We start from the raw sequence: 25,080 nt of genomic DNA on the forward strand, positions 1-25,080 counted from the left end.
GTTTTCCGCTCCCGCGGCTCGACTCCGGCACCCTGTCACCCTGGCCGGGTGCGCCGCGACACGGCGGCGGCAGCTGAGGACCAACGTCTCTGGCATATCCCCCGCCAGGCGGGAACCCTCATAGGCATGAACGAGCTGGAGCTAATCGATGCCTACTGGCGTGCCGCCAACTACCTGTCGGTCGGCCAGATCTACCTGCTTGACAACCCGTTGCTGCGCGAACCACTGCGGCCCGAGCACATCAAACCGCGCCTGCTCGGGCACTGGGGCACCACGCCAGGTCTGAACTTCTGCTTCGCGCACCTCAACCGGGTCATCAAACAGCGCGACCTCGACATGATCTACATCGCCGGTCCCGGGCACGGCGGCCCCGCCACGGTCGCGCACGCCTGGTTGGAGGGCACCTACTCGGAGATCTACCCCTATGTCTCCCGCGACGAGCCCGGGATGGCGCACCTGTTCCGCCAGTTCTCTTTCCCGGGCGGCATCCCGAGCCACGCCGCCCCCGAGACCCCCGGGTCGATCAACGAGGGCGGCGAGCTCGGCTACTCCCTGGCCCACGCCTACGGCGCCGCGTTCGACAACCCCGGCCTGGTGGTCGCCTGCGTTATCGGGGACGGCGAGGCGGAGACCGCCGCCCTGGCCACCAGCTGGCACTCCAACAAGTTCATCAACCCGGCCAGGGACGGCGCCGTCCTGCCCATCCTGCACCTCAACGGGTACAAGATCGCCAACCCGGCCGTGCTGGCGCGGATCCCCGAGCCGGAGCTGCTCAAGCTCATGGAGGGGTACGGCTACCGCCCGCACGTGGTCGCCGGTGACGACCCGGCGGCCACCCACCGGCTGATGGCCGAGACCCTGGACACGGTGTTCGACCAGATCGCCGAGGTCAAGGCCGGTTCCGGCGACCGCTGGCCGATGATCGTCCTGCGTACGCCCAAGGGGTGGACCGGGCCCAAGCAGGTCGACGGGCACCCGGTGGAGGGCACCTGGCGCGCCCACCAGGTGCCGCTGGCCGGCGTGCGCGACGACCCCGGCCACCTGGCGGCGCTGGAGGAGTGGATGCGCTCCTACCGGCCCGAGGAGCTGTTCGGCCGCGACGGCGTCCCCTCCGGGCAGATCGACGCCCTGGTGCCCGGCGGGCCGCGCCGGATGAGCGCCAACCCCCACGCCAACGGCGGCGAGCTGCTCAAGCCGCTGGTGCTGCCCGACTTCCGCGACTACGCGACCGAGGTCAAGGCCCCGGCCACCGCCACCACCGAGCCGACCCGGGTCCTCGGCGGGTTCCTGCGCGACGTCATCGCCGCCAACCCCGCCGACTTCCGGCTGATGGGACCCGACGAGACCGACTCCAACCGGCTGTCGGCGGTGTTCGAGGTCACCGACCGGGCGTGGACGGCCGAGCGGCTGCCGACCGACGAGAACCTCGCGCCCGACGGCCGGGTGATGGAGGTGCTCAGCGAGCACCTGTGCCAGGGCTGGCTGGAGGGCTACCTGCTCACCGGGCGCCACGGGCTGTTCAACTCCTACGAGGCGTTCATCCACGTCGTCGACTCGATGTTCAACCAGCACGCCAAGTGGCTGGAGGCCTGCCGGCACATCCCGTGGCGGCGCCCGGTCGCCTCGCTCAACTACCTGCTGAGCTCGCACGTGTGGCGCCAGGACCACAACGGGTTCAGCCACCAGGACCCCGGCTTCCTGGACGTGGTGGTCAACAAGAAGGCCACCGTGGTACGGGTGTACCTGCCGCCGGACACCAACACGCTGCTGTCGGTGGCCGACCACTGCCTGCGCTCACGCGACTACGTCAACGTCGTGGTCGCCGGCAAGCAGCCCGTGCTGGACCTGATGTCCATGGACGAGGCCGTGGCGCACTGCACCCGGGGCCTTGGCATCCTGCCGTGGGCCTCCACCGACCAGGGCCAGGAGCCGGACGTGGTGCTGGCCTGCGCGGGCGACGTGCCCACCCTTGAGGTGCTGGCCGCCGCCGACCTGCTGCGCCGCCACCTGCCCGACCTGAAGGTACGGGTGGTCAACGTCGTCGACCTGATGCGGCTGCAACCCTCCACCGAGCATCCCCACGGGCTGCCCGACCCGGCCTACGACGCCCTGTTCACCACCGACAAACCCGTCATCTTCAACTTCCACGGCTACCCGTGGCTCATCCACCGCCTCACCTACCGGCGCAACGGCCACGAGAACCTGCACGTGCGCGGGTACAAGGAGGAGGGCACCACCACCACGCCGTTCGACATGGTGATGATGAACGACATCGACCGGTTCCACCTGGTCATCGACGTCATCGACCGCGTGCCGGGGCTGGGGGAGCGGTGCGCCCACCTGCGGCAGGAGATGGCCGACGCCCGGGCCCGCGCCCGCGCCCACACCCGCGAGCACGGCGAGGACGCCCCCGAGATCCGCGACTGGGCCTGGTCCCACTGACCCCGCGCCGGTGAGTCTTTCCCGCCGCGGCGGGAAAGACTCAGGACCCGCCGCGCCCGCCGATCTGGGACGGGAGCCGCTCCAGCAGGTTGGCCAGGTCGTCGGCGTGGTCCTCCTCGTCGGCCAGCAGCTCCTCGAACACCCGCCGGGTGGTGGGGTCACCGTCGCCGATCCACTGGGCGATCTCGGTGTAGGAGGCGATGGCGACCCGCTCGGCGACCAGATCCTCCTTGATCATCTCGATGAGGTCCAGGCTCCCGTCGTACTGGGTGTGCGCCCGGGTGCTCAGCCTGGCCGGGTCGAAGTCGGGGTCCCCGCCCAGCTGGGAGATGCGGCCGGCCAGCATGTCGGCGTGCCGCTGCTCGTCGGCGGCGTGCTCCAGGAACTCCTTGGCCACCGGCTCGGCGTGGATGCCCGTGGCGGTGTAGTAGTGCCGTTTGTACCGCAGGACGCACACGATCTCGGTCGCCAGGGCCTCGTTGCACACCTGGATGACCCGCGACAGGTCGGCGCCGTAGGCGCTCGTCACGGGCCCCTTGTCGATCTCCGCCCGCGCGCGATCACGCAGGGCCTGGATATCCGTCAGAAACTCGGCCATGTGGTCGATGTACCCGCCCCGGACGCCGGAAATGCACACCAGTGTCCGGTTCGCCCGTCTGGGCGGGAAGGGACTTGACCTGGAGTAAGAAATATCCCTTGAGTTCCTTGGCCCCTCTGCGGGTCTCTATAGCCCCAGGACCTGGGCTTATCTGCTGGAACTCCGGCTTCTTCAGGTGTTGATGAGATCTCAGAGATTCTGAAGGTCTATCGTCCTCGTTGTTCGTCTTGCTCTAGCGGTGAAGGCGAGGAGGCCGGAGTTGGCGCTGGCGGTGGTGAAGGACCTTCGGGTCGCGCGGGCCCCGGCGACGGCGGAGGATCTGGAGGCGCTGGAGACCGATGTGCTGGCGGGTTTTGTGCTGGCGCGGGCTGCGGCGGGGCTGTCGGACGGGACGATCTCCTCGGATGTGGTGCACCTTGAGCAGGTGCGGGCGTGGTTCGGGCGCCCGCTGTTGGAGATGGAGCCCGGCGACGCCGACGTCTACTTCGGGAAGGTGCTGCGGAGTACGGCGAAGGGCACACGGCGGTCGCGGGCCCAGGCCCTGAAGACGTTCTTCCTTTTCCTGGACCTGCGGCACAGGGTCGAGATCCACCAGATGACGGGTCGGGTCGTCGAGTGCCCGATCGACGAGATGAACCGGCCCCGCGGCCGTCAGCAGGCCAAGCTCCGCATCCCGCCGGGCACCGAGCAGGTCGGCAGGCTGTTCGCCGGGTGCGCGGCGGGCACCGGTCACCGCCATCGGCCGGCGCCGAACCCCCGCACGCAAGATCCGGCCCGTCCTCCAGCACATGCTGGACGCCATCAGCCACGCCCCCGCCTGGATCCGCAACGACCGCCACGACCTGCTGGCCGCCAACCCGCTCGCCCTCGCCCTGTACGCGGGGAGCGCGGTCGAGCACGTCACGCATGTACGTATGCGGGTCGGCCGGAGGGGGCTCGCCGAGGTGGCAGGCGAGGCTGGCACTAACGATCCTTAGCCTGGTCAGATGTAGCAGCTGCGGCGGAGAGCCTTCCATCTGGATGAACGCCTCCACCGGGTCGGCCCCGCCGGGTCGTATCCGGAAGTCGCCCCGCGGACGCGCTGAAGCCGGAGCGCGACACCAGCACCAGCTGGTCGGTGGGCAGATCGTCGTGTTTGGCGCGCATTTCCTCCACCCAGCTCACACAGTCTTTCCTGTTCCGGTCACGGCATTCGATGCCGATCTGAATCAGACGGCCGCCCATGTGTCCGGTGATCAGGACGTCGACCTCCCGCATTTCACCGGTGATGCGGTCTCGCAGTTGTGCTGATTCGGTGACTGTGGCATCGGACGCCAGATGCGTCTGGACGAAGTAGACGGTTGCTTGGAAGTCGTTGGAGCGCGCGGGCATCACATCACGGTAGTGGCGCCTACCGCCGCTGTGGGTCGCTTGGGAAAGATACGGACATAACTGCGCTCTGAACCGGCAATGATGCGCTCAGGAACCGGCCTACCAGGCGGGAAGTTGCTCTGGCGCCGGTGCACGGTCCAGGCCGGGGAGATCGTAGAGTTCCATTTGATCGGTCGCCGGTTCGGTCTTGTTGACTTCAGGCATCGCCTGCAGGTGACTTCGCTGCGGTCGGGGTGGGCGGCGCCCGGATCCCAGCCGCTAACTCCGACCATGCACGCCGGGCCCGGCGTCTGCTCGACCTGGCCGCGCAACTCCGTGCGCGCGAGGTACTTTCGAACCAAAAGAGAAGCTTAGTGAGTGCCCAGGTGCCTGGCGAGTTGCTGGAGATAGCCGATGCCCTCCTGCCCGGGACCTCGTTGAAAGCGGCACGGTTCGCCCGCGGTGGGATCCACGGTGTTGTCCTGCTATCGGGGGTCGCGGCCGTGCGGGTCAGCCAACGGCCGTTGGGGGCGCAGGCCCTGCCGCGGCGAACGAACTGCTGCGGGTGATCGCGGCAGCCGGGCTGCCGTTCGCGGTACCTGAGCCACTGACGCCGGTGACCATGTTCGGAGAGCGTGCCGCGGTCGCCGTCTCATGGCTCGATGGCGCAGGGCTGCCCGAGGGCGTGGGTGATCCGGTGAGGATCGGTGAGCTTCTCGGGGCTCTGAGGGAGCTGCTTCCGCTTGGCGGTGGACCAGGCGTCTGCCCCGGACCGCCACGCATTCGCCGACGTGGTCGATGTCCACCTGGGAGGCCGAGTCCAGGTCCTTCCCGTCGTACTCCGAATGCCAGGTCCCTGAGACAGCGCGGCATTCCGAGTCGCTGAGCACATCGGTCCCGTCCCGTTCAAGGACGACCTCCCGGGTGCTGCAGGAGTCGCCCTGTTCGATCCAGTGCGGGAACTCGTCCTTGCTGTACCCGGTCATGGCGTGCGGCTCGTCGACCGCCAGTTCAGCCAGCCCGGTGAGCGACCGACGCCGGCGACGCTTCGGGCAGTTCAACCGGCGCGACCGGAGAGGCTGACGCCGGCGAACCCGCCACCGGGACGGCGAGGAGAGCAGACAGAGCGACGACCGTTGCGGCGAGACGCCGCTGGGGTGTGAAAGGCATGGACCACGGCTACCGCGCCGCGGTCACACAACGAGACCGCTTTGCAATCCTTTGACCAGCGGTTCCTTATCCTGCCCGCGTGTCAAAGTGGATAGGACCGGGGCATATCGAGATTAAACGGATCCGGTTTAACGGGCGCCAGGTTCTCCGCGTGCGCCAGTACGGATTCGTGGTCACCTATGTCAGATCCGTCCGGGAAGTGGCCCGGGTAGTGGTCTCGCGGACCTGGTAGAGGTCCTCGATCTGGCAAATCGTCACAAGTCGCCGTAGCCCTGCGGGTGGGCGCGTGCTGGGGCATCCTGGTGCGCGCGAGCGGCTGGTCGGGGGCCCGACGCTCGCCTCACATTCGGACTGCGCTGAAGCCCCAGCGCGTACCCCAGGATTTACCCCATAAGTTCTCCCAGAGCCCTGCGCCACATTGGGCGCATGGATAAAGACCATAAACGCCACCAGGAATGGGCACCGATCGTTGCGCGGCTCCTTATCGCGCTCCTGGACTGGCTCACCTGTGCCTGAAGCGCCGCACCGCTGGCCGCCGGCTGCTCCGGCGATCACGCTCGGCCGTCTGAACATCCCGCCGATGCGCCGAGCCGGGACCGTGGGTCGACGTGGCGGGCGGTACGACGCGATGATGAGGCGTGACAACGATCGGGAGCATCAGGGCGGTCCTGTTGTCCGCCGTTGTGGTCGCCGGGTTGAGCGGGGCGGACACCGTCCAGGTCGTGCCCACTCTGGTAGAACCGGGCGACACCAGTGGGTTCGGCACCGGCATGTGGAAGAGCACTCCGCGGCAGCCGTACCTGTTCGGCGACATGCCGGTATGCCTGGACAGGCCGGGCACGGTCATGGTGACGAACGTCGGCTTCGAGCGCCCGCGGGGAGGGATCAGGCTGGAGGCGTTCGCGCTGCGCCCCCGCTACACGCCGGCCTACAGTAACGGGACCGGGGGAGGAGAGCCCTCCACCCTGCGTCGCAAGGGAATCGCGACCGGGCCCCAGCCGATCACGGAGGTCTGCCCGCCGCCGGAGGAGGAGATCCCGCGGTTCGCCGAACTGGTGGTGCAGGTATCCCGAACCGGAAAGGCCACCGCGTCCGGCACGGCGCTAAACCTCACGTACACCAGTGCCGGGCACGTCCGGACCCTGCGCATACCCGTCGAGTTGGTCATCTGTGGCCAGGACAAAGCCATGGACTGCGATTGATCGGATGGCGATGTCGCGGTAGGTGTGGTAGGTCACGCGGGTCGGGTGGCCTACCACAGGCGTATCTCGGCCGCCTGAGCGGGACGGCGGGGATTCCCTCGGACTGACACCCCCCCTGCCCTTGCGCAGCCTTATCCGGCGCCTGTCCGCGTCCTCGGAACGTGGACGGGTGGCCGGGAAAGGTTGAACTCCGACCGGACCGGCCCGCAACTAGACCTTCAAGGTGGACTCTTGTGGCTCCCTGTTCGCGTGATCGGTGGCGCGCATTAGCCTCGATCTTTCGTGATCTTGTGGTGCCTGGCTGAGCTATGCGGCTGAAGGTGTTTTCCGGCTGGGATCAGCGCGGAGACCCGGCTGTCGCGCCGGGGTGGACGGGGTTCCACGAGCCCGGGGTGCTGTCTCCTTCCGGGGTGGTCGGGGCGTGTGGGGTGGTGGTCAGGGTGCGGGCAGTGTCTGCAGGCGGGTGACAGCGCAGGCGATGAGGCCGGCCCACTGCCAGCGCCCGGCGAGGCGGAGACGGAGCCGTCGCCCGCCCTTGACCAGGCGCCCGGCCGCGGAGAACAGGCGCAGACGCAACCGTTTGGGCTCCGAGGAGGTTGTCCCGTAACTCGTAGAACTTGAAGTGGCGGTCCCCGTCTCGGGGTCTACCTGGTGGTAGGTCTCGAGCAATCGCCAAATCACTCCGAGCAAGGAGACGGGGACCGTGAGCAAGACCTACCAGAAGCAGCGCCGACGCGCCCAGCAAGCCACCGAAGAGGTGGCCGTTCCGGCAAGCGTGAGCGTCGCGATGGAACAGATCGCCGCCTCGATGAAGGATGGCCTTCTCGCCCTGGCCGTGCAGTACGGCCTGGCGGTGATGTTCGCGATGCTGGAAGAAGACGTCACCGCCGTATGCGGACCTCGCGGCAAGCACAACCTCGAACGAACCGCGGTACGACATGGCAGCGACGCCGGATCAGTGGTGCTGGGCGACCGCAAGCTGCCGATCCGCCGCCCACGAGTGCGCACCGCCGACGGCATGGGCGAGATTGCCATCCCGGCCTATGAGCTGTTCTCCTCCACCGAGATCCTCGATGAGATGGGGCTGGGCAAGATGCCCGGCAAGCTGTCGACCCGCCGCTACCGGCTCGGGCTCGAGCCGGTCGGCGCCGCCGTCGAGCAGGCCTCCACCGGCACGTCCAAGTCGGCGATCTCCCGCCGGTTCGTCGCCGCCACCCAGGTCGCACTCGCCGAGACGATGTCGGCCGAGTTGTCCGGGCTGGAGTAGGCCGCGCTCATGCTGGACGGGGTCCACTTCGGCGAGCACACCTGCATCGTGGCGCTGGGGATCGGCATCGACGGCACCAAGCACCCCCTCGCACTCGTCGAGGGCTCCACCGAGAACGCCACCCTGGCCCGCGAGCTCATCGTCGGCCTGCGTGAGCGCGGCCTGGACGTCACGGCGCCGATCCTGGTCGTGCTGGACGGCTCCAAGGCACTACGCCGCGCGGTGCTGGACGTGTTCGATCACCCGGTGATCCAGCGCTGCCAACTCCACAGGAGCCGAAAGGAATCAACTTGTCGTGTCGCGGCTTGACGGGGCTGTGGCGAGGAGGTCGGCGGCAGTGCGGTAGCGGGTGAGGGCTCGGTCTGGGGTGTGGCCTTCTTGTTGGAGAAGGGGACGGGTTTCGCGGATGACGTTGCCGATGGCGGACCTGCTGACGTCGCCGAGAGCATCGGCGAGAACGTCGATGGTGCATAGTTTCCGCTCGTAGAGGATGGTGAGCAGGACGCGTTCGCTGTTGCTGATCTTCTGGGGGAAGACGCCGCCCCGGGTTCCTGGTTGGCGGGGGACGCCGCGTCGTTGGTAGCCGAGAGGTTCGTTCTGGGCTGCTTGCCGGGTGGCGAGCCGCTCGGTGAGGTGGTTGAGTTCGCTGCGGGTCAGCCCGGCCAGGGCCGGGTCGCGCAGCCGTTCGATGATCTCGGTTCGTGCGGGTCGCAGATCGCCGTCCAGGAAGGCGAGCAGCGCAGCGGCGGTGGCGAAGCGGCTCGGCGCGGCGCCGGGGTGATAGCTGTCGTCTTCCAGGACTCGGCGGGTCTCGCGCACGAGGTCGCTGATGCACACATCGGTGACTTCCAGCAGGTCGGCCAGCACTTTCATGGAGCAGACCTGCCGCTGGTAGATGAGTGTTAGCAGGAGGCGGGCGGCGTCGTCGAACAGTGGTGCGACGCGGAGTTTGCCGGTGGCGCGGCGGGCTCGGCCACCGCGCTGCGCGCTGTGTCGCTCCTGGGTGCGGGCGGCCTGGGCGGGGGCAAGCCGAGCAGCCGGTTGCTGGAGTTGTGCGGTGCTCAAGCCAGTCAGCCGCGGGTCGACCAGGCGCTGGAGCATGCTCTGGCGGCGTTGTGCGGGACCGGCCGCTTCACCGACGGCAGTGGTCTGCGGGATTCCGGCGGCGGACCGGGCGTGGAGGGTGTAGTTCCAGGTGCCGTGCACGGGATGCCGTTCGAGCGGCAGAGCGGCGAAGCGTTCTTTGCTGATCGCGATGCCGGTCGGGTAGTCGCCGGAGTCCAGGGCGGCCTCGACCCGCAGCCCGCCGCTTGAGCGGGTCGCCGCGATCGTCTGGACGACCACCTCGTGGCTGGTTAAGGGCCGGCCCCGCCAGTTGAAGGTGATGTGGGAGAACAATCGATGCTCGATCTTGTTCCACTTCGAAGTGCCGGGCGGGAAGTGGCCGACCGTGATGGACAGGCCGGTCTCGGCGGCCAGGGCGGCTAGTTCACTCTTCCAGACTCGGTAGCGGTGGCCGTTGGAGCCACCCGAGTCCGCGGTGATCAGCAGCCGGGTGGCGTGGGGGTAGTCGAGGCTGCCGCGGGCCTTCCACCAGCGGCGGATCGACTCGACCGCGAACACTGGGGTGTCATGGTCGACGCCGACGTTCACCCAGCCGGTAACCGTGTTATTTCCTTACGGTTTCACAAGATCAGGAATGTTCGGGACAAGCTCCCTGAGAAGCTGCGTGTGGTGGCTGAGAAGCGGATGCGGGAGGCCTACCACGCCGAGTCCCCACTGGTTGCCGAGGCTAAGCTCACCGCCCGCCGGGACATCCTCTGCCGTTCGTACTGGCTGTACCAGCTGCCGGACGTCGCCCGGCATTCAGAGTCCCGCAGCACATCCTTCCCGTCGCGTTCGAGGACTACCTCGCGGGTACTGCAGTGCGAACCCTGATCGGACCAGTGCGGGAACCGGGCCCGCGAGTATCCGGTCATGGCGTGTGGCTCGGCGACAGCCAACTCTGCCAGCACGGCGCGGGCGATGGCTCAGGGAGCTCGGCAGGCGCGGCGGACGCCAGCGAACCCACAGCGGGGATGAGGAGAAGTGCGAACAGGAAAGCTGCGGTAGCGGCGACCGGCCGCCAAGGCATGAAAGGCATGGACCTACGGATAGCGCGCGGCGATCATCGCCCTAGACGTTCGCGGTGTCCCAGAACGTGATGCCCAGTTCCACGGCCTGCCGGAAGAACGGTTCGGCCTGGTCTTCGGTGAGCGCCCAGGGGTGTGCGTTCGGCGTGGTGGGGTCGCCGTAGCTCATACAGCCGAGCGCGAGACGGCTCACTCACAGCCCTGTGTTGCCGAGACGGGTGTATTTCATGGTGACATTCCCTTGAGTTCAGTGTCGTGACGGGTGCGCGGGTGGCTCAGCCGGCGACGAGCGCGGTGATCGTGATCAGGCTGCGGTCCCGTTTGATTAGGCCGGCACGTTCCCAGACATCGCCGAAGAGCACGTCTCGGTGAGGTCGACGATTTTCGGGGCGAAGTCGCCGATCTGGCTCCGCAGCGGATTGCCCGGACCGGTGGTGTCGCTCATGCCCGTTCTCCTCGTTCTTCCGGGGTGTGATGCGTACGGTGGTGCCTGCGAACCAGATCGGCAAAAGTGCGCCGCGGCTCCGGCAGAGTGAACAACGGGCCGGCGATCCGGTCGTCGAGCGCGGCACAGCGTCCCAGGACACGACAAGATCGTAGGAGATGGTCAAGGTCATGCACGGACCTTCCACCAACTGAACAGGGCCGTTCAGCCTCTTGAACCAAGATCTAAAAATGTATGGCATGGCACGGCGATGCGACTTTCAGTTCACCTGGCTAACCCGCGAGGCACTCGGGCATCGAAGATTCCAGTCATACCTGTAGCCGCCTTTTGAGTCTATGTCAAATGTGACTTGCAGATAGCATGTCGATCCATCAAATCCACCACTGAATGTGGCTTGCGAGGTGTGCCTGTAGCCGCTCCTTGGGAATCCAGGAAAAGCGGCATAATGGCTCCCCTTCGGAGCAGCAGAGTCTTCTTCCATTAACTTGCCGGCCGTAGTACGTGGGGCAATGCCCGTAGCGGTGGTCGGCTCAACAACGTGTCGCTGCTTGTTGTAATGAACGTTATAGGTCCGGCATACCTCGATAGGGTTGCGAGTAGTACATATGTGGACTCGGCCTCCGGAGGCAATGGAACCTGCACCGTTTCCTGAGCGTGATCCGGATTCGGCAGCCGAGGTGGACGTATCCGACCTGTTGCCGTGGCTTAGGAGCTGCGAATCATTTCTCTGTGCTTTCTCGGTGCCGATACTGCAAGCCGCGACGAGTGCAGTAAATAAACTTCCTAGAGTAACTAGGAGCAGCCCCTTGTGAGCCGTACGTGTAGGCTGGGGATTCGTATATTTAACCACAGTCGTACGTCCTCTTTCCCTTCGTGTGGATCTTCATGAATCATGGGCCAGTGAAGTCGTCGGTGCCTCCACCGGCCTTTCTGATGGGGGCACCGACAGGCTAGCTGCTAGCCGTAATTCCACCAGTAGCCGAATCCGCTGTCGTAATGTACATAGATTCCGACGGTGAAGTAAAGGTAGATTGTGGCCTTTCTGGTCGTGGCGCTGGTATAGGCACCGGATGCGTCAACATTGAATCCTGCTTTTTTGAGTGCGTCGAGGCCGAAAGCGCCGCTACCCTCATAGGATTTCGAGATGGACACATCTATGGTGTAGGTGATTGATGTGCGGACCTCGTGGTAGTAGCCACTCTTGGAAGATCCGCGGGTGTAGGAGTAGAAGTAACCGGCGGTTTTCTTGGTTGATCCGATCTTTGCTCCCCCGCTGACGGCCGAGGCTTGCATACCCCGATGAAACGGCCTTCTTTGACTTACTGTAGGAGAATTTGATGTTGAGGCAGGCTCGGAACTTCAGGACAGTCCCGCAAATCTGTACGGCTCCAGTGCTGGACTTTCCTTCCGCGTGGGAGCACACGGCTCTGCACATTGCCTGCCATCGCGCGAACCCGAGCGCTGGGCTCACTACCGGATCCTGTCGCTGGAGATGACCACGAATCTGGCCAACAACGGCTGGTACTCGGTGCCCCTCCGGCGCTTCGCGTTTACCCCTCTCGCGAAGGCGCAGCTCGACTATGCCGAGGCCCGACCTGCGGCTGATATTCCAGACTGAGATGCGTCAGGCGGGGCCAGGAAGTAGATGGCGAAGGGGAGTAACACAGCGACGCTGCCGAGGATCTGCCCGGCGGTGATCAACCCCCGATTGTTAGCCATGCCGTGCTTGACCCGGGTCCGGGCCTTCCAAGCGCAGATGTTGGCGACACTACCGAGGATCCACCCGATCCCCATGATGCCAGGCCTCAATGTCAGCACGAGCACGCAGCCGATGATGCCGAAGACCAGCGAAGCGACGTCGACGCCGTTGCTCCTGGTGGAGTCCATAGGTGGGGGCCCTGGGCGACATCGGCTGTTGGGGTAGCCCTGGCAGGGCTTTCCCCAGTACTGCGGTTGACAGTCCTTTCGCCTGTGATGACCGTGACCAGTGCCGACCGTTCGGGCATATAGGTCAACGCCAGTCCCGTCGAAGGGCAGAGCTGCACTTGGTCGGGCAGCACCCGAGTGCTCTCGATGATCTCAAGCTCGCCTCGGTCTTGCGCCGCTGCGACAGTACGGATGAGCAGCGCACCTAGATGCTCGGGCGCGCCGGCAATGACCACAGCGCGGCAGGCCGCTGAGTAGATAGCTCCGGGGCGCCGAGGATCGTGGGAGCGTGCTAGGCATGGTTAAAGTCCTCGGCGCTGACGATGGCCGGATGGGGAGGCAGGCGGGACCGTGTCAAGTTCGAGGCGGGGTTGCTGTGTCGTACTTGGTGGACGCCTTGGGTGATGTCCCTGTGTCCGCGTACGACCTCGGATGTCGTTCGACTCCAGCGTGATCAGTCTGTCACAATGGGTGCCATTGGTGATGGATCAGGGCTGGCCAGCCGGTCCTTGAGTCGCCAGCTGGGTCCGTTGATGGAGATCACATCGCAGTGGGGCAGGAACCGGCCGAGGATGGCGGTGGCCAGGACCTCGTCGGTGAAGACATGGCCCCATTCGCTGAAGGCTTTGTTGCTGGTGATGATGATCGACCCTTTCTCGTAGCGGCGGGAGACCAGCTGGAAGACGAGGTTGGCGTCGGTGCGGTCCAGGGGCAGGTAGCCGACTTCATCGATGACCAGAAGGGCGGGGCGCAGGTAGGAGCGGATCTGCCAGCCGAGTTTGCCCTGGGCGTCGGCGAGGCGGAGTTTGCCGACCAGGTCGTCCAGGCTGGTGAAGTAGACGCTGTAGCCGGTCTGGCAGGCGGCGACGGCGAGCGCGACGGCCAGGTGGCTCTTGCCGACGCCGGGCGGTCCGAGCAGGGCGATGTTGGCGCGGGATTCAACGAAGCCGAGAGTGGCCAGGTCGCGGATCTTGCGGACGTCCAGGTCGGGCTGGAAGGTGAAGTCGAAGTCGTCGAGGGTCTTATGGTGCGGTAGTCCGGACAGCTTGAGGGCGTTGCGGAAGCGGCGGCCGTCTTTGACTCCGGCTTCTTCGCCGAGGGCCAGATCGAGGAAGTCCAGGTAGCCCATGGTCGCGTCTTCGGCGCGTTTGACCAGGCCGGGAAAGGTGTCGGCGAGGTGGAGCAGGCCGAGTTTGGTCGCGGTGTCGCGGATGCAGGTGGCGATGAGTTCACTCATGACCAGGGTCTCCTTGCTCGCGGGCGGTGGGCGGTGGGCGGTGGGCGGTGAGGGGTGGACGGTAGGTGTGGTGTCGGCCTGGGTGGCCGGTGGCGTGCCGGTGGCGTCGGCGGCCAAGCCTGATCGGGTGGGCCGGCGTGCCGGTAGGGCCGCCCGGGCCGAACGGATCGATCGGCGATATCGGCTGACCGGGTAAGCCGATCGCGCGGATCAGGGTGTGCAGCTTGACCGATTGGGTGCCCAGATCCTGGAGGAGGTCGGCCACTCGCCGGCACGAGCGAAGTCGGCCAACTCGGCCCAGACCTCGTCGCCGGCATGCAGCAGCCAGTCCTCCAGCAGCGTGATCAGGTAGGCGATCTCCTCCAGTTCGCCGCGGTGAAGCGGCACGCACTGGTCCAGTCCGGCGATGCCGAACAGGGCTTGGTCACCGCGGCGACGGAACGTTCCGCCAGGCGTGGGCGTGGGCGTGGCGAGCGTGGGCGTGCCGGGCAGTGAGGTCATCGGCTCGTCTCCCGGTCCCAGGCGATCAGGAACGCGGCCCGGTCGTAGTCGGTCAGCGCCCGGCGGGTGACCGGGGTGGCCGCGGCGGGATGGGCGGCCAAAAGCGCCGCCAGCGGGTTGGGATCGCCGCCCTGGCCTGCGGCCATGCCCGTGGCGTGAGTGGGCGGGGCGGCCCGGCCGGCATCGGCCCTTTCGATGACGGTGGCGCGGGTGTGCCCGTCGGGTAGCCCGTCCCAGTGGGATGGGTCGACCATCCATGACCCGCGGCGCGCAGCGCGGGGGTGCACCGCTAGCACGCCGCCCCCGTCGGCTTGCAACGCGTGGATGGCGATGGTGTCAGCGCAGGCGCGGACTTGTACCCGCTGCCCCGCCCGCACCGCCTGGGCGGGCACCGAATACATCGAGGCTTCGAAGCTGACCAGGCAGTCCTTGCCGACCCGGCGCAGGTGATGGTCGGCCACCACATAGGGCAGATCGGGCAGCGGGCCGAGCGCGGCCCGATCGGCCTGGGCGCGCTCGGCGATGATCTGTCCGTGCGTGCGGTGCCGCTGGGCGCGGCGCAGGGGCAGCCACCCGGCGAACGCCGCGTTCAGTTCCTCCAGGCTGTTGAAGAGGCGTCCGGCGAGCACGTGCGCGCGCACGATGTCGACCTGCCGCTCCACCCGGCCCTTGCCGGTGGGCCGGTAGGCGGCCAGCGGGTCGACCTCGAACCCGTAGTGCGCGGCGAACGCCGCGGCTTCGGGGTGCAACGGCACCGGCTGTCCCGGCGCGACGTGCCGTTTGACCACCGTCTTGGTGCGGTCGTAGACGATCGATCCGGGGACCCCACCGAAGTGGGCGAACGCCCGCCGGTGGCAGTCGAAGAAGGTGACCAGGCCGGTAGAGGTGGTGTAGACGCAAAACGGGTCGCGCGAGTACGACAGCGTCATGTGGAAGGAGTACACCTTGCCGATCCCGGCATGGGCGAGCAGGCTGCCTTCCTCGCCCCAGTCGACCTGGGCCTGTGCCCCTGGGGTGACCTCGAACCGCCGGTGCAGGCCCCGCATCCGCTCGGCCTGCGGGCTGCTGCCCTGCTCGGCGGCGATCCTGGGCCGGGCCTGGGCGACATACAGTTTCACCCGTTGATAGGAATGGTCGAAACCGTGCTCGGTGACCAGCCGCTCGTGGATGGTGGACGCGGGGCGTAGATGTCGGGCCTCGCCCCGCGCACGCGGGATGCTCCCGCCCACAGGTCCAGGCACAGCGCGAGTGCCACCTTCGCCCCGCGCACGCGGGGATGCTCCCGAGTAGGTGGACGGCTCCGACCCACCAGCGACCTCGCCCATCCGCTGCCCACCGTGTCGGCCCCGCGCCTGCCGGGATGATCCGTACGCGCGGCTGGCAGGACGGAGGTGGCCTCCGTCGACCCTGCACCTCCGGGAATGATCCAAGGCGCTGCACGGGGTGATCGACTGCTGACGTCGACCCTCGCATGGCGGGGATGATCCCTGCGGGTGGCCGTACTATGGCCGAGGATCTGATCGACCCAGGGTGTCCGCGTACGACCTCACGTGTAGGTAGGGCTCCGGCGAGTTGAACACGCACTCGCCACGAAGTTGATCATCCTTCGGGTTGTCAGCGGCCAAGCAGACAACCCGAAAGATGACAACCTTCATGATCCTGGATCAGGAGTCCTGGATGAACCTACGACGCTTCCGCGCCCTGCACGAAGCAGGCGCCACCTACAAAGAGATCGCCGAGGTCTGCGGGGTGGACTGGCGCACCGTCAAGAAGTACCTCTCCCAGCCCGGACCGGTCGGCCCACCCAAGGCCTCATCGCGTAAGGGCACCCAGCCGCAGGTGATCGCCCCGTACGCGGGTGTGATCGACGGCCATGCACCGGTTGCAACGGTCACGCGCTATAAGACCGCCGGCAGTTGAAGTGGGCCGTGCGTCACATCTCCCTCACGATCGCCACGCGGTGGTTGGGAGTCGTGCGGGGCGGGGGCGATCGACAGGCCGAGCGTCGCGCGGACTGTGGCCGGGGAGCTGATGCCCGGGTTGCCGTGGTGGAAGCGGTGTCGCCGAGGTCAGAGCCTTCGTGGTCAGCTGCCAGTGCCGCCTGTCGACGCCTTTCGGAGCCGAGGAGAGCGGCAGGCCGTCGGCGAGGAGTTCTGCCGCGGGCACGGTGGCGCGGACCACCTTTTCGGCCAGGGCCGGGCAGACCGCCAGGGCGAGCTCGGCGCATCTGGGATGCAGCACCGCACTGGTCACCAGGCGCCCGCCGGGCCGGGTGAGCACGACGGCCTCGCTCGGTGCGCCCAGCCCGCAGACCTGGCACAGCCAGTCTTCTTGGCCGGCGGTGGTGATGACGACGTCCTGCAGGTTCAGCGCGGCCGGCTCCGAGCAGCGACCGGCCATCCACCAGTCCAGGAGCAGCAGCGCCCGGTCGCGGATGCCGCGCGCGGTGGCCGGCAGCGCGCGGACCATCGCCCGCAGGTCCTCGGGGGTGACGGGGTCGGCCTGCAGCGGGCCGGGCTTGGCGGTGGGGTCGTCGGCGATCTCCTGGGCCCGGCCCACGATGACCCGCTCGCAGTACTTCAGGTCCTCGGCGTCCAACGGGGCCTGATCCAACGCCAGCATCGCGCGCAGAGTACCGGCAAAGGCACGCAGCGTGCCCACCGGGTGACCGCGGTCGGCCAGATGCGCCAAGAACGACGGCACCGCGCCGGGTTCGTCGGTGACGAAGCCCGCCTGTGTGCACCAGTCGGCGTAGGTCTGCCAGCGCCAGGCGCGGGCGGTGCGGGAGGAGACGGGGATCGATTTGGCCACGCGGCGGGCGACCGAGGCCGACAGCCTGCGGCCCGGCCGTGTGGTCACCACCGTGGTGGTAGCCGGGTGCCCCCGGCGCACGAGCTCCAGGTCAGCGGACACGACGACTAGCTCCCGGCCGTTATGGTGATCGCGACCCGTGCCGGTGGTCCTGCCGTCATCGTGCTCCCTCTGCCGTGCTCCCCCGCGTAGGTGGGGTTGACCAAGATCAAAAATCCCGAAATCCTGATTTCCGCTAAGGGGACACCACATGAACACCGCCACCAAGCGAGCCTCCCGCTGGCTGTTTCCCGGCCGTCGAGCAGGCCAACCCTGCCGCCCCGACCACCTATCCGCGCTTCTCAACGAGATCGGCGTCCCCGCTGCCGCCGCCCGCGGCGCCGCCATCCGGCAGCAACTTCTTGAGATCCCTGCACCCGTGGTCGCCGACGCCCTCGGTTACCACGACAAGACCACTGCCCGTCTCCTCAGGGAGAGCGGCGGATCATGGGACCGCTACGCCGCCGGGGAACACGGAACGTCACCTTCAGGCCCTACGGGAACGACAACTCGCGACAGTTGAATAGGCGAGCCCACCAGTATCAGACCCCGAGTCCGCTCCAGAACCTAGGGTACGAGCCGCCGCCGGCCACCGACGGGCCGAACGGCCCGGCCCGCGCGCGTACCCGCGACGACCAGCAAGGGAGCACGACCATGCGCTGCCGCGTCCTCGGCGGCACCGGCATCGAGGTGAGCGCCCACTGCCTCGGGACCATGATGTTCGGCTCCGCCGGCAACCCCGACCACCAGGAGTGCGCCCGCATCGTCCACGCCGCCCTCGACCAGGGGATCAACTTCGTCGACACCGCCGACATGTCTCGGCGGGCGAGTCCGAGCAGATCGTGGGAAAGGCGCTCCAAGGCCGCCGTGATGAGGTCGTGCTCGCCACCAAGGTGCACTTCCGGATGGGCGAGGGGCCCAACCGCGGCGGCAACTCCCGGCGCTGGATCGTCAAGGAGGTCGAGGAGAGCCTGCGGCGCCTGCGGACCGACTGGATCGACCTTTACCAGATCCACCGCCCCGACCACACCCCCGACATCAAGGAGACCCTCTCGGCGCTCGGCGACCTGGTAAACCAGGGGAAGATCCGCGCCTTTGGCTGCTCCACCTTCCCGGCCGAGCAGATCGTCGAGGCCCACCACGTCGCCGAACGCCGCGGCCTGCAACGCTTCAGGACCGAGCAGCCCCCCTACTCGCTGCTCGCCCGGGGAATCGAATCCTCGGTGCTCCCGGTCTGCCGGCGCTACGGCATGGGGGTACTGACCTGGAGCCCCCTGGCCTCGGGCTTTCTCACCGGCAGGTACCGCAAGGACCGTCCCGCCGACCTGTCCACCGGCCGCGCCGCGCTCACCCCCGCGCGCTTCGACCCCGCCCTACCGGTGAACGCCGCCAAGCTCGACCTCGTCGAACGGCTGATCGAGGTGGCCGACGGCATCGGCCGCTCACTGCCCGAACTGGCCGTGGCCTTCGCCGCGGCGCACCCGGCCGTCACCTCGGTGATCACCGGGCCGCGCACGATGCGGCAACTGGAGGAACTGCTCAAGGGCGCCTCGCTCACCCTGGACGACGCCACCCTCGACCGGATCGACGAGATCGTGCCACCCGGCACCGACGCCCGCCACCCGGACGGGGCATGGAGCCCGCCGGCGCTGACCGACCCCGCCCTCCGGCGCCGCCCGGCGCCCGAGCGCGCCGCGGCCTGAGCGGAACCGCCGATCACCGGGGGCAGCAGGGGTCAGGCCCGGCGGGCGACCACCGCGATGAGCGGCTGGAGCAGCCGGGCCGCCAGCGGCCCGAACGCCGCAAGGATCAGCACGTACCCCGCGGCCAGCGGCCCGAGATCCGGATGCGCCCCGGCCGCCACCGCCAGCCCGGCGATGACGATGTTGAACTCGCCGCGCGGGATCAGCGCGATACCCGCCCGGGCCTGACCGGCCCTGGCGATGCCCGCCCGGCGCGCGGCGTACACGCCGGTGGCCAGCTTGGTCACCATGCTGATCAGGGCCAGCAGCGCGGCCGTACCGGCCATCGGCCAGATCGCCGCCGGGTCGGTCTGCAACCCGAAGAACACGAAGAACACCGCGGCGAACAGGTCGCGCAACGGGATCAGCAACGCCCGCGCCTCGTGGGCCAGCTCGCCCGACAGCGCGATGCCGACCAGGAACGCCCCGACCGCCGCCGACACCTGCAGCTGCTGGGCCACGCCCGCCACCAGCAGGGCCAGGCCCATCACCTTCAGCAGCAGCACCTCGGAGTTGGGGCTGGCCACGAACGCCTCGATCCACCGGCCGTAGCGCAGCGCGACCAAAAGGACCACGCTGACGGTGGCCAGGGCGATCGCGACGGTGATCGCGCCGCCCATCAGGCTCACCCCGGCCAGGATCGCGGTGAGGATCGGCAGGTACAACGCCATCGTCAGGTCCTCGAAGACCAGCAGCGACAGCACCACCGGGGTCTCGCGGTTGCCGATCCACCCGAGGTCGGACAGCACCTTGGCGGTGATGCCGGAGGAGGTCGCGTACGTCACCCCGGCCATCGCCACCGCCGCGACCGGACCCCAGCCGAGCACCACGGCGGCCACCGCGCCCGGCGCGGCGTTGAGCACCAGGTCGACCAGGCCGCCCCGGGCGTTGCCGCGCAGGCTGGTGACCAGCTCGTCGGCGTTGTACTCAAGGCCAAGGGTCAGCAGCAGCAGCACGACCCCGAGCTCGGCGCCGACGGCGATGAAGTCCTCGCTGGTCGCCAGGGGCAGGATGCCGCCCTGGCCGAACGCGAGCCCGGCCAGCAGGTACAGCGGGATGGGGGAGATTCCGGCACGCAGCGCCAGTGCTCCGAGCACGCCGAGCGCGAGGACGATACCGCCGAGCTCGATGAAAAGTGTCGCCGTGTGCACGCCGGCTTATCCGTGGGTAAGGATGTCGGCGACGGCGGAGGTGCTTTCGGGACTGCCCACCACCACGACCACGTCCCCGCTGGCGAGCGGGAAGTCGGGGTTGGGGCTGGCGTGCACCTGCCCGCCCCGGACGACGGCCACGATGGAGGCGCCGGTACGGGTGCGCACGCGGGCGTCGCCCATCGGCCGCTCGGCGTAGGGGGAGTCGGGCAGGATCGGCAGCTGCACGCTGACCAGCCCCTCGACCTCGCGGTGCAGGGCGTTGAGCCGCTGGACGATGCGGGGGGCGCCGAGCAGCTCGACCAGCGCGTCGGCCTCCTCGTCGTTCAGCTGGATCGCCTCACACGCCCGGTCGGGGTCGTGGCGGTCGTAGATGACCAGGTCGCGCCGGCCCCCGCGGTGGGAGACCACGGCGACCCTGCGGCCGGACTGGGTGGTGAACTCGTGTTTGAGCCCTATGCCCGGCAGTGCGGTCTGTTCGATCTCCACCGAGCCTCGCCCCATTCAGCTGTACGACAACCGTTGCCCGCGCCCACCCCGGCAACGGGATATAAATCCACATACCAGGACGAACGCCTGTGAGGTTAGCACGAGGCGAGCACACCGGAAGCCCATCGCGATCTTCAGGCCCGGCGGCGACCACATGAGCGCCAGGCGGCCCTCACACCACCAGGCTCACCGCGAGCACCAACACCAGCCCGACCACCGAGATCACCGTCTCCATCGCCGACCAGGTCTTCAGGTTCTGGCCCACGCTCAGACCGAAATACTCCTTGACCAGCCAGAACCCCGCGTCGTTGACATGGGAGAAAAACAGCGACCCCGCGCCGACGGCCAGCACCAGCAGCGAGGTCTGCCCGGTGTCCAGCGTGGTGACCAGCGGCGCCAAAATCCCCGAGGCGGTGACGGTGGCCACCGTAGCCGACCCGGTGGCCAGGCGGATCAGCACCGCGACCAGCCACGCCAGCAACAGCACCGACAGGCCGCTGCTCTGCACCCAGTCGGCTACCAGCTTGCCGATGCCGCTGTCGACCAGCGTCTGCTTGAACCCGCCGCCCGCCGCCACGATCAGCAAGATGCCCGCGATCGGCGGCAGCGCCCCCTCCAAAGAAGCGGCCAGCGCCTTGCGGTCCATGCCCGCCCCACGCCCCAACGTGAAGATCGCCACCAGGACCGCGATGAGCAGCGCCACCAAAGGAGTCCCGAAAAAGTCCAGCGCCGAACGCACCACGCTCCCCTCGGCGGCCAGCAGATCGGCCACCGCCTTGCCCATCATCAGCACCACCGGCAGCGAAACGGTGGCCACCGTGACGCCGAACGAGGGCCGCCGCACCTGCGCCCCGACCTCATCGCGCCGCCCCTCGAACAGCTCCGGCGCCGGGACATCAACCCACCGCGCGGCGAACCGGGCGAACAGCGGACCGGCGATCGCCACCGTCGGCACCGCGATCAGCACCCCAAGACCCAGCGTGATACCGAGGTCGGCCTTGAGCGCGTCGACGGCCACCAGCGGCCCCGGGTGCGGCGGCACCAGCCCGTGCATCACCGAAAGACCGGCGAGCGCCGGGACACCCACCCGCACCAGCGACAACCCCGAACGGCGCGCCACCAAGAAGACCACCGGCATCAGCAGCACGAGCCCGATCTCGAAGAACATCGGCAGGCCGATCAGCGCGCCCACCGCCGCCATCGCCCACGGCAGGGAACGCGGGCCCGAGCGTCCGACGATGGTGTCCACGATCTCACCGGCCCCGCCCGAGTCGGCCAGCAGCTTGCCGAACATCGCCCCCAGCGCGATCAGCGTGCCCACACCCGCGGCCGTACTGCCGAACCCGCCGGTGAAACTCGTGATCACATCCGCCATCGGCAGGCCCGCGACCGCGCCCACCGCCAGCGACCCGAGCGTCAGGCTCAGGAAAGGGTGCAACCGGAACCGGGTGATCAGCACGACGATCAGCGCGATGCCGATCAGCGCCGCGGGCAGCAGCCGCCCGGTCGAAACGGCCGTCTCCGGCGCGGCCAGGGCGAACAGCGCGGGGGCCATCTCAGTCTCCTTCGCCCGCGAGGGGAGGCGGGGCCGCGGGAGGCGGCGGGATCATCGGCGGGGACTCGGGAAGGGGCGCGGCGGCCAGGTAGTCCTCCACCAGCTCGTCGACGGACCTGCCGAGGTCCAGCACCACGCCGCGCTCGTCGGGCTCCAGCGGCTCCAGCGTCTGAAACTGCGAGGCGACCAGGGAAGCGGGCATGAAATGCCCCGGACGGCCCGCCACCCGCCGCCGCACCACCTCCTGCTCGCCGTGCAGGTGGACGAAACCCACGCCCGGCGCCGCCTCACGCAGCACATCGCGGTAGGAGCGCTTGAGCGCCGAGCAGCTCACCACCCCGCCGGCGGGGACGTGCCCGGCCAGCCAGGCGCCGATCGAACGCAGCCACGGCAGCCGGTCGGCGTCCTCCAGCGGGACACCGGCCGACATCTTGGCCACGTTGGCCGCGCTGTGGAAGTCGTCGGCGTCGGCGAACGGCACCCGCAGCCGCTGGGCCAGGGCCGCGCCGACGGTGGTCTTGCCGGAGCCGGTCACCCCCATGACGACCAGCAGCGGCGCCGCGAAGGTTTGGAACGGCACGGCCGGGGGAGTCGGGGGCGGGGGATCGGTGGGGTTCATGGGGAGCCTCTCGGGTGGAACTGCCCGACAGGGTGTCACGAATAATCAGCCGTAATCAAGAGATAATGCCCAATTAATCATACCTTTTGGCCTCGTGGGATGCAGAACCCGCTCACCATGGGAAGATGGGCCACCGTGGGAACCAAAGACCAGATCAGTGCGGGCCTGCACGCCGGCGTCCTCGACGCGTTCGGAGCCCTCATCACCTCCGGCGCGTTCCCCCCCGGTCACGTGCTCAGGATCGAGCAACTCGAAGACCGCTTCGGGGTGTCCCGGTCGGTGATCCGCGAGGCCATCCGCGTCCTTGAATCCATGGGCCTGGTCACCAGCCGCCGCCGCGTCGGCGTCACCATCGCCCCCCGGACGGCATGGAACCTGTTCGACCCCCGCGTCATCCGCTGGCGCCTCGACGGCGACGACCGCGACGAACTGCTGTCCTCCCTCGGGCAACTGCGGCGCGGCGTCGAGCCGGTAGCCGCGGGCCTGGCCGCCAGGCACGCCACCCCCGAGCAGTGCGGCGTGCTCACCGGCGCCGTCATGCAGATGGCCGTGCACGGCAGATCCGGCGACCTTCCGGCCTACCTGGCCGCCGACATCGCCTTCCACCGCACCCTGCTGGAGGCCTCCGGCAACGAGATGCTGGGCGCGCTCACCGACCTGGTCGCCGAAGTACTGGCCGGCCGCACCCACCACCACCTGATGCCCGCCCACCCCGAGCCCGCGGCGATCCGCCGGCACGCCGAGGTCGCCCAGGCCGTGCAGGCAGGCGACCCCGCAGCCGCCGAGCGGGCCATGCGCGACATCCTCGAGGAGACCAACCGCGCCATCCTCGCCGCCCAAAGCCCCTCAGACCCCTGACGACCTGAGATCAGAGCTGGTGGTCACCCGGCTCGGGGCCGTCATCGCCCCGCCGCCACCGCTCGCCCTCCACGATCGCGTACGCCACAGTGAGGGCGGTCAGCACGCAGCCGGCAAAGAACAACAGCCAGGCCTGGTGCACCGCCCCATAGACGGCCAGCACCACGAAGACGACCACACCGGCGCAGGCGGCGATCAGCCGGACACCCGGCGGACGCGACACCCGGTGCCGCATGCCGGTCCGGCCGGGGCCAGGCGACGGCGGCCGACCCTCCCGGCCGGGACGACGGCGGTGATCTGGCGGGGCCCCGGGCTCGCGGCCGTGGTCCTCGGAACGGTCCATGCTCCCAGCCGTACCCGCACCCCCATGACCTGTACCGGGACACGCGGAAGGCCATCAGATCTCCATACCGGAGTACCCCCGCCGGGCCGAAGGACGGCGGAACCTCGCCGACAACCGGCCGCGCAAGACCGGCCGCAAGATCAGTCGCGGATCCCCGGGTTGGCCGCCATCACCAACTCGGCGACCTCCCGCAGACGCGGCAGAAAATCCACCACCTCCCGCCCGCGCAACCGCAGATCCTCCAGCGATGAGATGCCGAGATCGCCGAGCAACTCCCACAAACCGGGGGAGAACCGCTCACCCATCGCCGGGGCATCACCCGCAAGGATCTTCAGGCACCGGGCATAGGTGGCAACGATCCAGAAGACCGCCTCACGATGCAGACCCCGCTCGATCAGCTCACGACCCCCGTCGACCGCGATCGGCCTCGCCACCGCGGCGATGTCGGAGGAGAACAAGAACGGCGTCCTGGCCACCGGCACGGTGGCGTCGAACACCCGCGCCATCGCCGCCAGATGATGCCCGGCCCGCGCGGCCGTCATCCCCGCGCACCCCAGCAACTCCAGCAACCGCTCATGAAACTCCAGCCGGCCGTAATCGGCGAGCAGCCCACGCACCGCCACGTACCGCAACCGGACAGTGGGATTACGCAACCCCGCGCTCAGCAGCACATGCGTGCTCACCCCCGCCGGGAACAGCCACCCCATCACCTGGTCATGCGGCGGCGCCGAGACCTCCACCGAACAAAGGCCCGCGACGATCCTGCGCTCGGCGTCCTCACACCGCGCCCGCACCCACCGGCGCCGCGCGTACCCCTCGGCGACCCGCGCCTGCAACACGGTCAACCGCCCCGTGGGATCGGCGACGACGTTGCCACCCCGCAGACCCCCCGCCAGGTGGCAGGACCCCAGCACCGCCTCGGCCGACCCGATCTGATCCCACGGCAGGTACGTGACCTCCACCATGACCCCCTCACGGGAGAACTTCCCCAGCTTGGCCGGAGCCCGCGACCCGGAGGTCACCACCATGACGTCCACGTCGGAGGTCGGCGGCAGCTCGGCCTCACCGGGCAGCCACGTCGCCGACCCGCTCAGGAACGCCCCCGCGAACCCCGGCACCCCGGCGGCGTGCTCGGCGACCCACCGCGCCGCCACCTCCCGCGCCAGCCGGACCTTCACCACACCCCCTCACCCCCTTCGGTCC

General features: G+C 68.5%; 22 protein-coding genes and 3 pseudogenes. 9 read left to right on the forward strand and 16 right to left on the reverse strand.

Annotation, left to right across the window (positions count from 1 at the left end; all coding sequences use genetic code 11):
- Positions 1–126: 126 nt before the first annotated feature.
- Positions 127–2,442 (forward strand): phosphoketolase, encoded by a 2,316-nt coding sequence (locus ACGFIV_RS05435; RefSeq protein WP_392832225.1) that lies wholly within the window; start codon positions 127–129, stop codon positions 2,440–2,442.
- A gap of 40 nt (positions 2,443–2,482) precedes the next feature.
- Here the strand turns inward: ACGFIV_RS05435 and ACGFIV_RS05440 are convergent, their stop codons facing one another.
- Positions 2,483–3,040 carry a bacterioferritin gene (locus ACGFIV_RS05440; RefSeq protein ID WP_392832228.1) on the reverse strand — a complete coding sequence of 186 codons (558 nt, stop codon included), beginning with the start codon at positions 3,038–3,040 and terminating at the stop codon, positions 2,483–2,485.
- Between the two features lie 767 nt (positions 3,041–3,807).
- On the opposite strand from ACGFIV_RS05440, the gene ACGFIV_RS05445 reads away from it, so the two are divergent.
- Positions 3,808–4,017: a hypothetical protein gene (locus ACGFIV_RS05445; RefSeq protein ID WP_392832611.1), complete on the forward strand. Its 210-nt coding sequence runs from the start codon at positions 3,808–3,810 to the stop codon at positions 4,015–4,017.
- Here the strand turns inward: ACGFIV_RS05445 and ACGFIV_RS05450 are convergent.
- Positions 4,004–4,411: a hypothetical protein gene (locus ACGFIV_RS05450; RefSeq protein WP_392832231.1), complete on the reverse strand. Its 408-nt coding sequence runs from the start codon at positions 4,409–4,411 to the stop codon at positions 4,004–4,006. The two genes, ACGFIV_RS05445 and ACGFIV_RS05450, sit on opposite strands and share 14 nt — an antisense overlap.
- Positions 4,412–6,198: 1,787 nt before the next feature.
- Between ACGFIV_RS05450 and ACGFIV_RS05455 the strand changes: the two genes are divergently transcribed.
- Positions 6,199–6,762: a hypothetical protein gene (locus tag ACGFIV_RS05455; protein WP_392832234.1), complete on the forward strand. Its 564-nt coding sequence runs from the start codon at positions 6,199–6,201 to the stop codon at positions 6,760–6,762.
- 435 nt (positions 6,763–7,197) lie between these two features.
- Here ACGFIV_RS05455 and ACGFIV_RS05460 read toward each other — a convergent pair whose 3' ends face one another.
- Positions 7,198–7,338 (reverse strand): hypothetical protein, encoded by a 141-nt coding sequence (locus ACGFIV_RS05460; protein ID WP_392832237.1) that lies wholly within the window; start codon positions 7,336–7,338, stop codon positions 7,198–7,200.
- A 127-nt stretch (positions 7,339–7,465) separates the two neighbouring features.
- On the opposite strand from ACGFIV_RS05460, the pseudogene ACGFIV_RS05465 reads away from it, so the two are divergent.
- Positions 7,466–8,308: pseudogene (locus ACGFIV_RS05465) on the forward strand (transposase); the annotation flags it as partial.
- 891 nt (positions 8,309–9,199) lie between these two features.
- Here the strand turns inward: ACGFIV_RS05465 and ACGFIV_RS05470 are convergent.
- The 3 genes and pseudogenes from ACGFIV_RS05470 to ACGFIV_RS05480 form a co-directional block, all read right to left on the reverse strand.
- Positions 9,200–9,688: pseudogene (locus ACGFIV_RS05470) on the reverse strand (ISAzo13 family transposase); the annotation flags it as partial.
- 516 nt (positions 9,689–10,204) lie between these two features.
- On the reverse strand, positions 10,205–10,354 hold the full coding sequence (locus ACGFIV_RS05475) for an aldo/keto reductase (protein WP_392832239.1): 150 nt from the start codon (positions 10,352–10,354) through the stop codon (positions 10,205–10,207).
- Positions 10,355–11,563: 1,209 nt separating this feature from the next.
- Positions 11,564–11,899, reverse strand: a complete 336-nt coding sequence (locus ACGFIV_RS05480) for a hypothetical protein (protein WP_392832242.1) — start codon at positions 11,897–11,899, stop codon at positions 11,564–11,566.
- Positions 11,900–12,098: 199 nt separating this feature from the next.
- On the opposite strand from ACGFIV_RS05480, the gene ACGFIV_RS05485 reads away from it, so the two are divergent.
- Positions 12,099–12,224 (forward strand): hypothetical protein, encoded by a 126-nt coding sequence (locus ACGFIV_RS05485; RefSeq protein WP_392832245.1) that lies wholly within the window; start codon positions 12,099–12,101, stop codon positions 12,222–12,224.
- 762 nt (positions 12,225–12,986) lie between these two features.
- Here the strand turns inward: ACGFIV_RS05485 and istB are convergent.
- The 3 genes from istB to istA form a co-directional block, all read right to left on the reverse strand.
- Positions 12,987–13,769: an IS21-like element helper ATPase IstB gene (istB, locus tag ACGFIV_RS05490; protein ID WP_392832248.1), complete on the reverse strand. Its 783-nt coding sequence runs from the start codon at positions 13,767–13,769 to the stop codon at positions 12,987–12,989.
- 210 nt (positions 13,770–13,979) lie between these two features.
- The gene (locus ACGFIV_RS05495) at positions 13,980–14,270 is read right to left on the reverse strand and encodes a hypothetical protein (protein WP_392832251.1); all 291 of its coding nucleotides are present in this window, start codon (positions 14,268–14,270) and stop codon (positions 13,980–13,982) included.
- Complete coding sequence (gene istA, locus ACGFIV_RS05500) at positions 14,267–15,511, reverse strand: IS21 family transposase (protein WP_392832253.1); 1,245 nt, start codon at positions 15,509–15,511, stop codon at positions 14,267–14,269. Before istA ends, ACGFIV_RS05495 begins: the two co-directional genes overlap by 4 nt.
- 400 nt (positions 15,512–15,911) lie before the next feature.
- On the opposite strand from istA, the gene ACGFIV_RS05505 reads away from it, so the two are divergent.
- Positions 15,912–16,190, forward strand: coding sequence for a hypothetical protein (locus ACGFIV_RS05505; RefSeq protein ID WP_392832256.1), 279 nt, complete (start codon positions 15,912–15,914; stop codon positions 16,188–16,190).
- 24 nt (positions 16,191–16,214) lie between these two features.
- Here the strand turns inward: ACGFIV_RS05505 and ACGFIV_RS05510 are convergent, their stop codons facing one another.
- Positions 16,215–17,183: a hypothetical protein gene (locus tag ACGFIV_RS05510; protein WP_392832259.1), complete on the reverse strand. Its 969-nt coding sequence runs from the start codon at positions 17,181–17,183 to the stop codon at positions 16,215–16,217.
- Positions 17,184–17,837: 654 nt separating this feature from the next.
- Between ACGFIV_RS05510 and ACGFIV_RS05515 the strand changes: the two are divergent.
- A pseudogene (locus tag ACGFIV_RS05515) lies at positions 17,838–17,882 on the forward strand (hypothetical protein); the annotation flags it as partial.
- Positions 17,883–17,998: 116 nt separating this feature from the next.
- Entirely contained in the window at positions 17,999–18,823 is an 825-nt protein-coding gene (locus tag ACGFIV_RS05520; protein ID WP_392832262.1) for an aldo/keto reductase, read from the forward strand.
- A gap of 32 nt (positions 18,824–18,855) precedes the next feature.
- Here the strand turns inward: ACGFIV_RS05520 and ACGFIV_RS05525 are convergent, their stop codons facing one another.
- The 4 genes from ACGFIV_RS05525 to ACGFIV_RS05540 all read right to left on the reverse strand — a co-directional run bounded on the left by ACGFIV_RS05525 (position 18,856) and on the right by ACGFIV_RS05540 (position 22,598).
- The gene (locus tag ACGFIV_RS05525) at positions 18,856–20,013 is read right to left on the reverse strand and encodes a cation:proton antiporter (protein WP_358554688.1); all 1,158 of its coding nucleotides are present in this window, start codon (positions 20,011–20,013) and stop codon (positions 18,856–18,858) included.
- A gap of 6 nt (positions 20,014–20,019) precedes the next feature.
- Positions 20,020–20,502, reverse strand: coding sequence for a cation:proton antiporter regulatory subunit (locus ACGFIV_RS05530; protein WP_358554685.1), 483 nt, complete (start codon positions 20,500–20,502; stop codon positions 20,020–20,022).
- Between the two features lie 172 nt (positions 20,503–20,674).
- Positions 20,675–22,057 (reverse strand): GntP family permease, encoded by a 1,383-nt coding sequence (locus ACGFIV_RS05535; RefSeq protein WP_392832266.1) that lies wholly within the window; start codon positions 22,055–22,057, stop codon positions 20,675–20,677.
- Between the two features lies 1 nt (position 22,058).
- Positions 22,059–22,598 carry a gluconokinase gene (locus ACGFIV_RS05540; protein WP_392832614.1) on the reverse strand — a complete coding sequence of 180 codons (540 nt, stop codon included), beginning with the start codon at positions 22,596–22,598 and terminating at the stop codon, positions 22,059–22,061.
- 213 nt (positions 22,599–22,811) lie between these two features.
- On the opposite strand from ACGFIV_RS05540, the gene ACGFIV_RS05545 reads away from it, so the two are divergent.
- Entirely contained in the window at positions 22,812–23,534 is a 723-nt protein-coding gene (locus ACGFIV_RS05545) for a FadR/GntR family transcriptional regulator (protein ID WP_392832269.1), read from the forward strand.
- 10 nt (positions 23,535–23,544) lie between these two features.
- Here the strand turns inward: ACGFIV_RS05545 and ACGFIV_RS05550 are convergent, their stop codons facing one another.
- On the reverse strand, positions 23,545–23,757 hold the full coding sequence (locus ACGFIV_RS05550) for a hypothetical protein (protein WP_392832272.1): 213 nt from the start codon (positions 23,755–23,757) through the stop codon (positions 23,545–23,547).
- 260 nt (positions 23,758–24,017) lie between these two features.
- Complete coding sequence (locus ACGFIV_RS05555) at positions 24,018–25,055, reverse strand: hypothetical protein (protein WP_392832275.1); 1,038 nt, start codon at positions 25,053–25,055, stop codon at positions 24,018–24,020.
- Positions 25,056–25,080: the final 25 nt, after the last annotated feature.

It is taken from the genome of Sphaerisporangium sp. NPDC049003 (assembly GCF_043197795.1).
In the GTDB taxonomy this organism is placed as follows: domain Bacteria; phylum Actinomycetota; class Actinomycetes; order Streptosporangiales; family Streptosporangiaceae; genus Sphaerisporangium.

Bases quoted from the DNA above. Each gene is read 5' to 3' on its own strand.
- ACGFIV_RS05435 (WP_392832225.1), top strand. From the start codon at position 127: ATGAACGAGCTGGAGCTAATCGATGCCTACTGGCGTGCCGCCAACTAC.
- ACGFIV_RS05440 (WP_392832228.1), bottom strand. From the start codon at position 3,040: ATGGCCGAGTTTCTGACGGATATCCAGGCCCTGCGTGATCGCGCGCGG.
- ACGFIV_RS05450 (WP_392832231.1), bottom strand. From the start codon at position 4,411: ATGCCCGCGCGCTCCAACGACTTCCAAGCAACCGTCTACTTCGTCCAG.
- ACGFIV_RS05480 (WP_392832242.1), bottom strand. From the start codon at position 11,899: ATGCAAGCCTCGGCCGTCAGCGGGGGAGCAAAGATCGGATCAACCAAG.
- ACGFIV_RS05485 (WP_392832245.1), top strand. From the start codon at position 12,099: ATGACCACGAATCTGGCCAACAACGGCTGGTACTCGGTGCCCCTCCGG.
- istB (WP_392832248.1), bottom strand. From the start codon at position 13,769: ATGAGTGAACTCATCGCCACCTGCATCCGCGACACCGCGACCAAACTC.
- ACGFIV_RS05495 (WP_392832251.1), bottom strand. From the start codon at position 14,270: ATGACCTCACTGCCCGGCACGCCCACGCTCGCCACGCCCACGCCCACG.
- ACGFIV_RS05505 (WP_392832256.1), top strand. From the start codon at position 15,912: ATGACAACCTTCATGATCCTGGATCAGGAGTCCTGGATGAACCTACGA.
- ACGFIV_RS05535 (WP_392832266.1), bottom strand. From the start codon at position 22,057: ATGGCCCCCGCGCTGTTCGCCCTGGCCGCGCCGGAGACGGCCGTTTCG.
- ACGFIV_RS05540 (WP_392832614.1), bottom strand. From the start codon at position 22,598: ATGGGGGTGACCGGCTCCGGCAAGACCACCGTCGGCGCGGCCCTGGCC.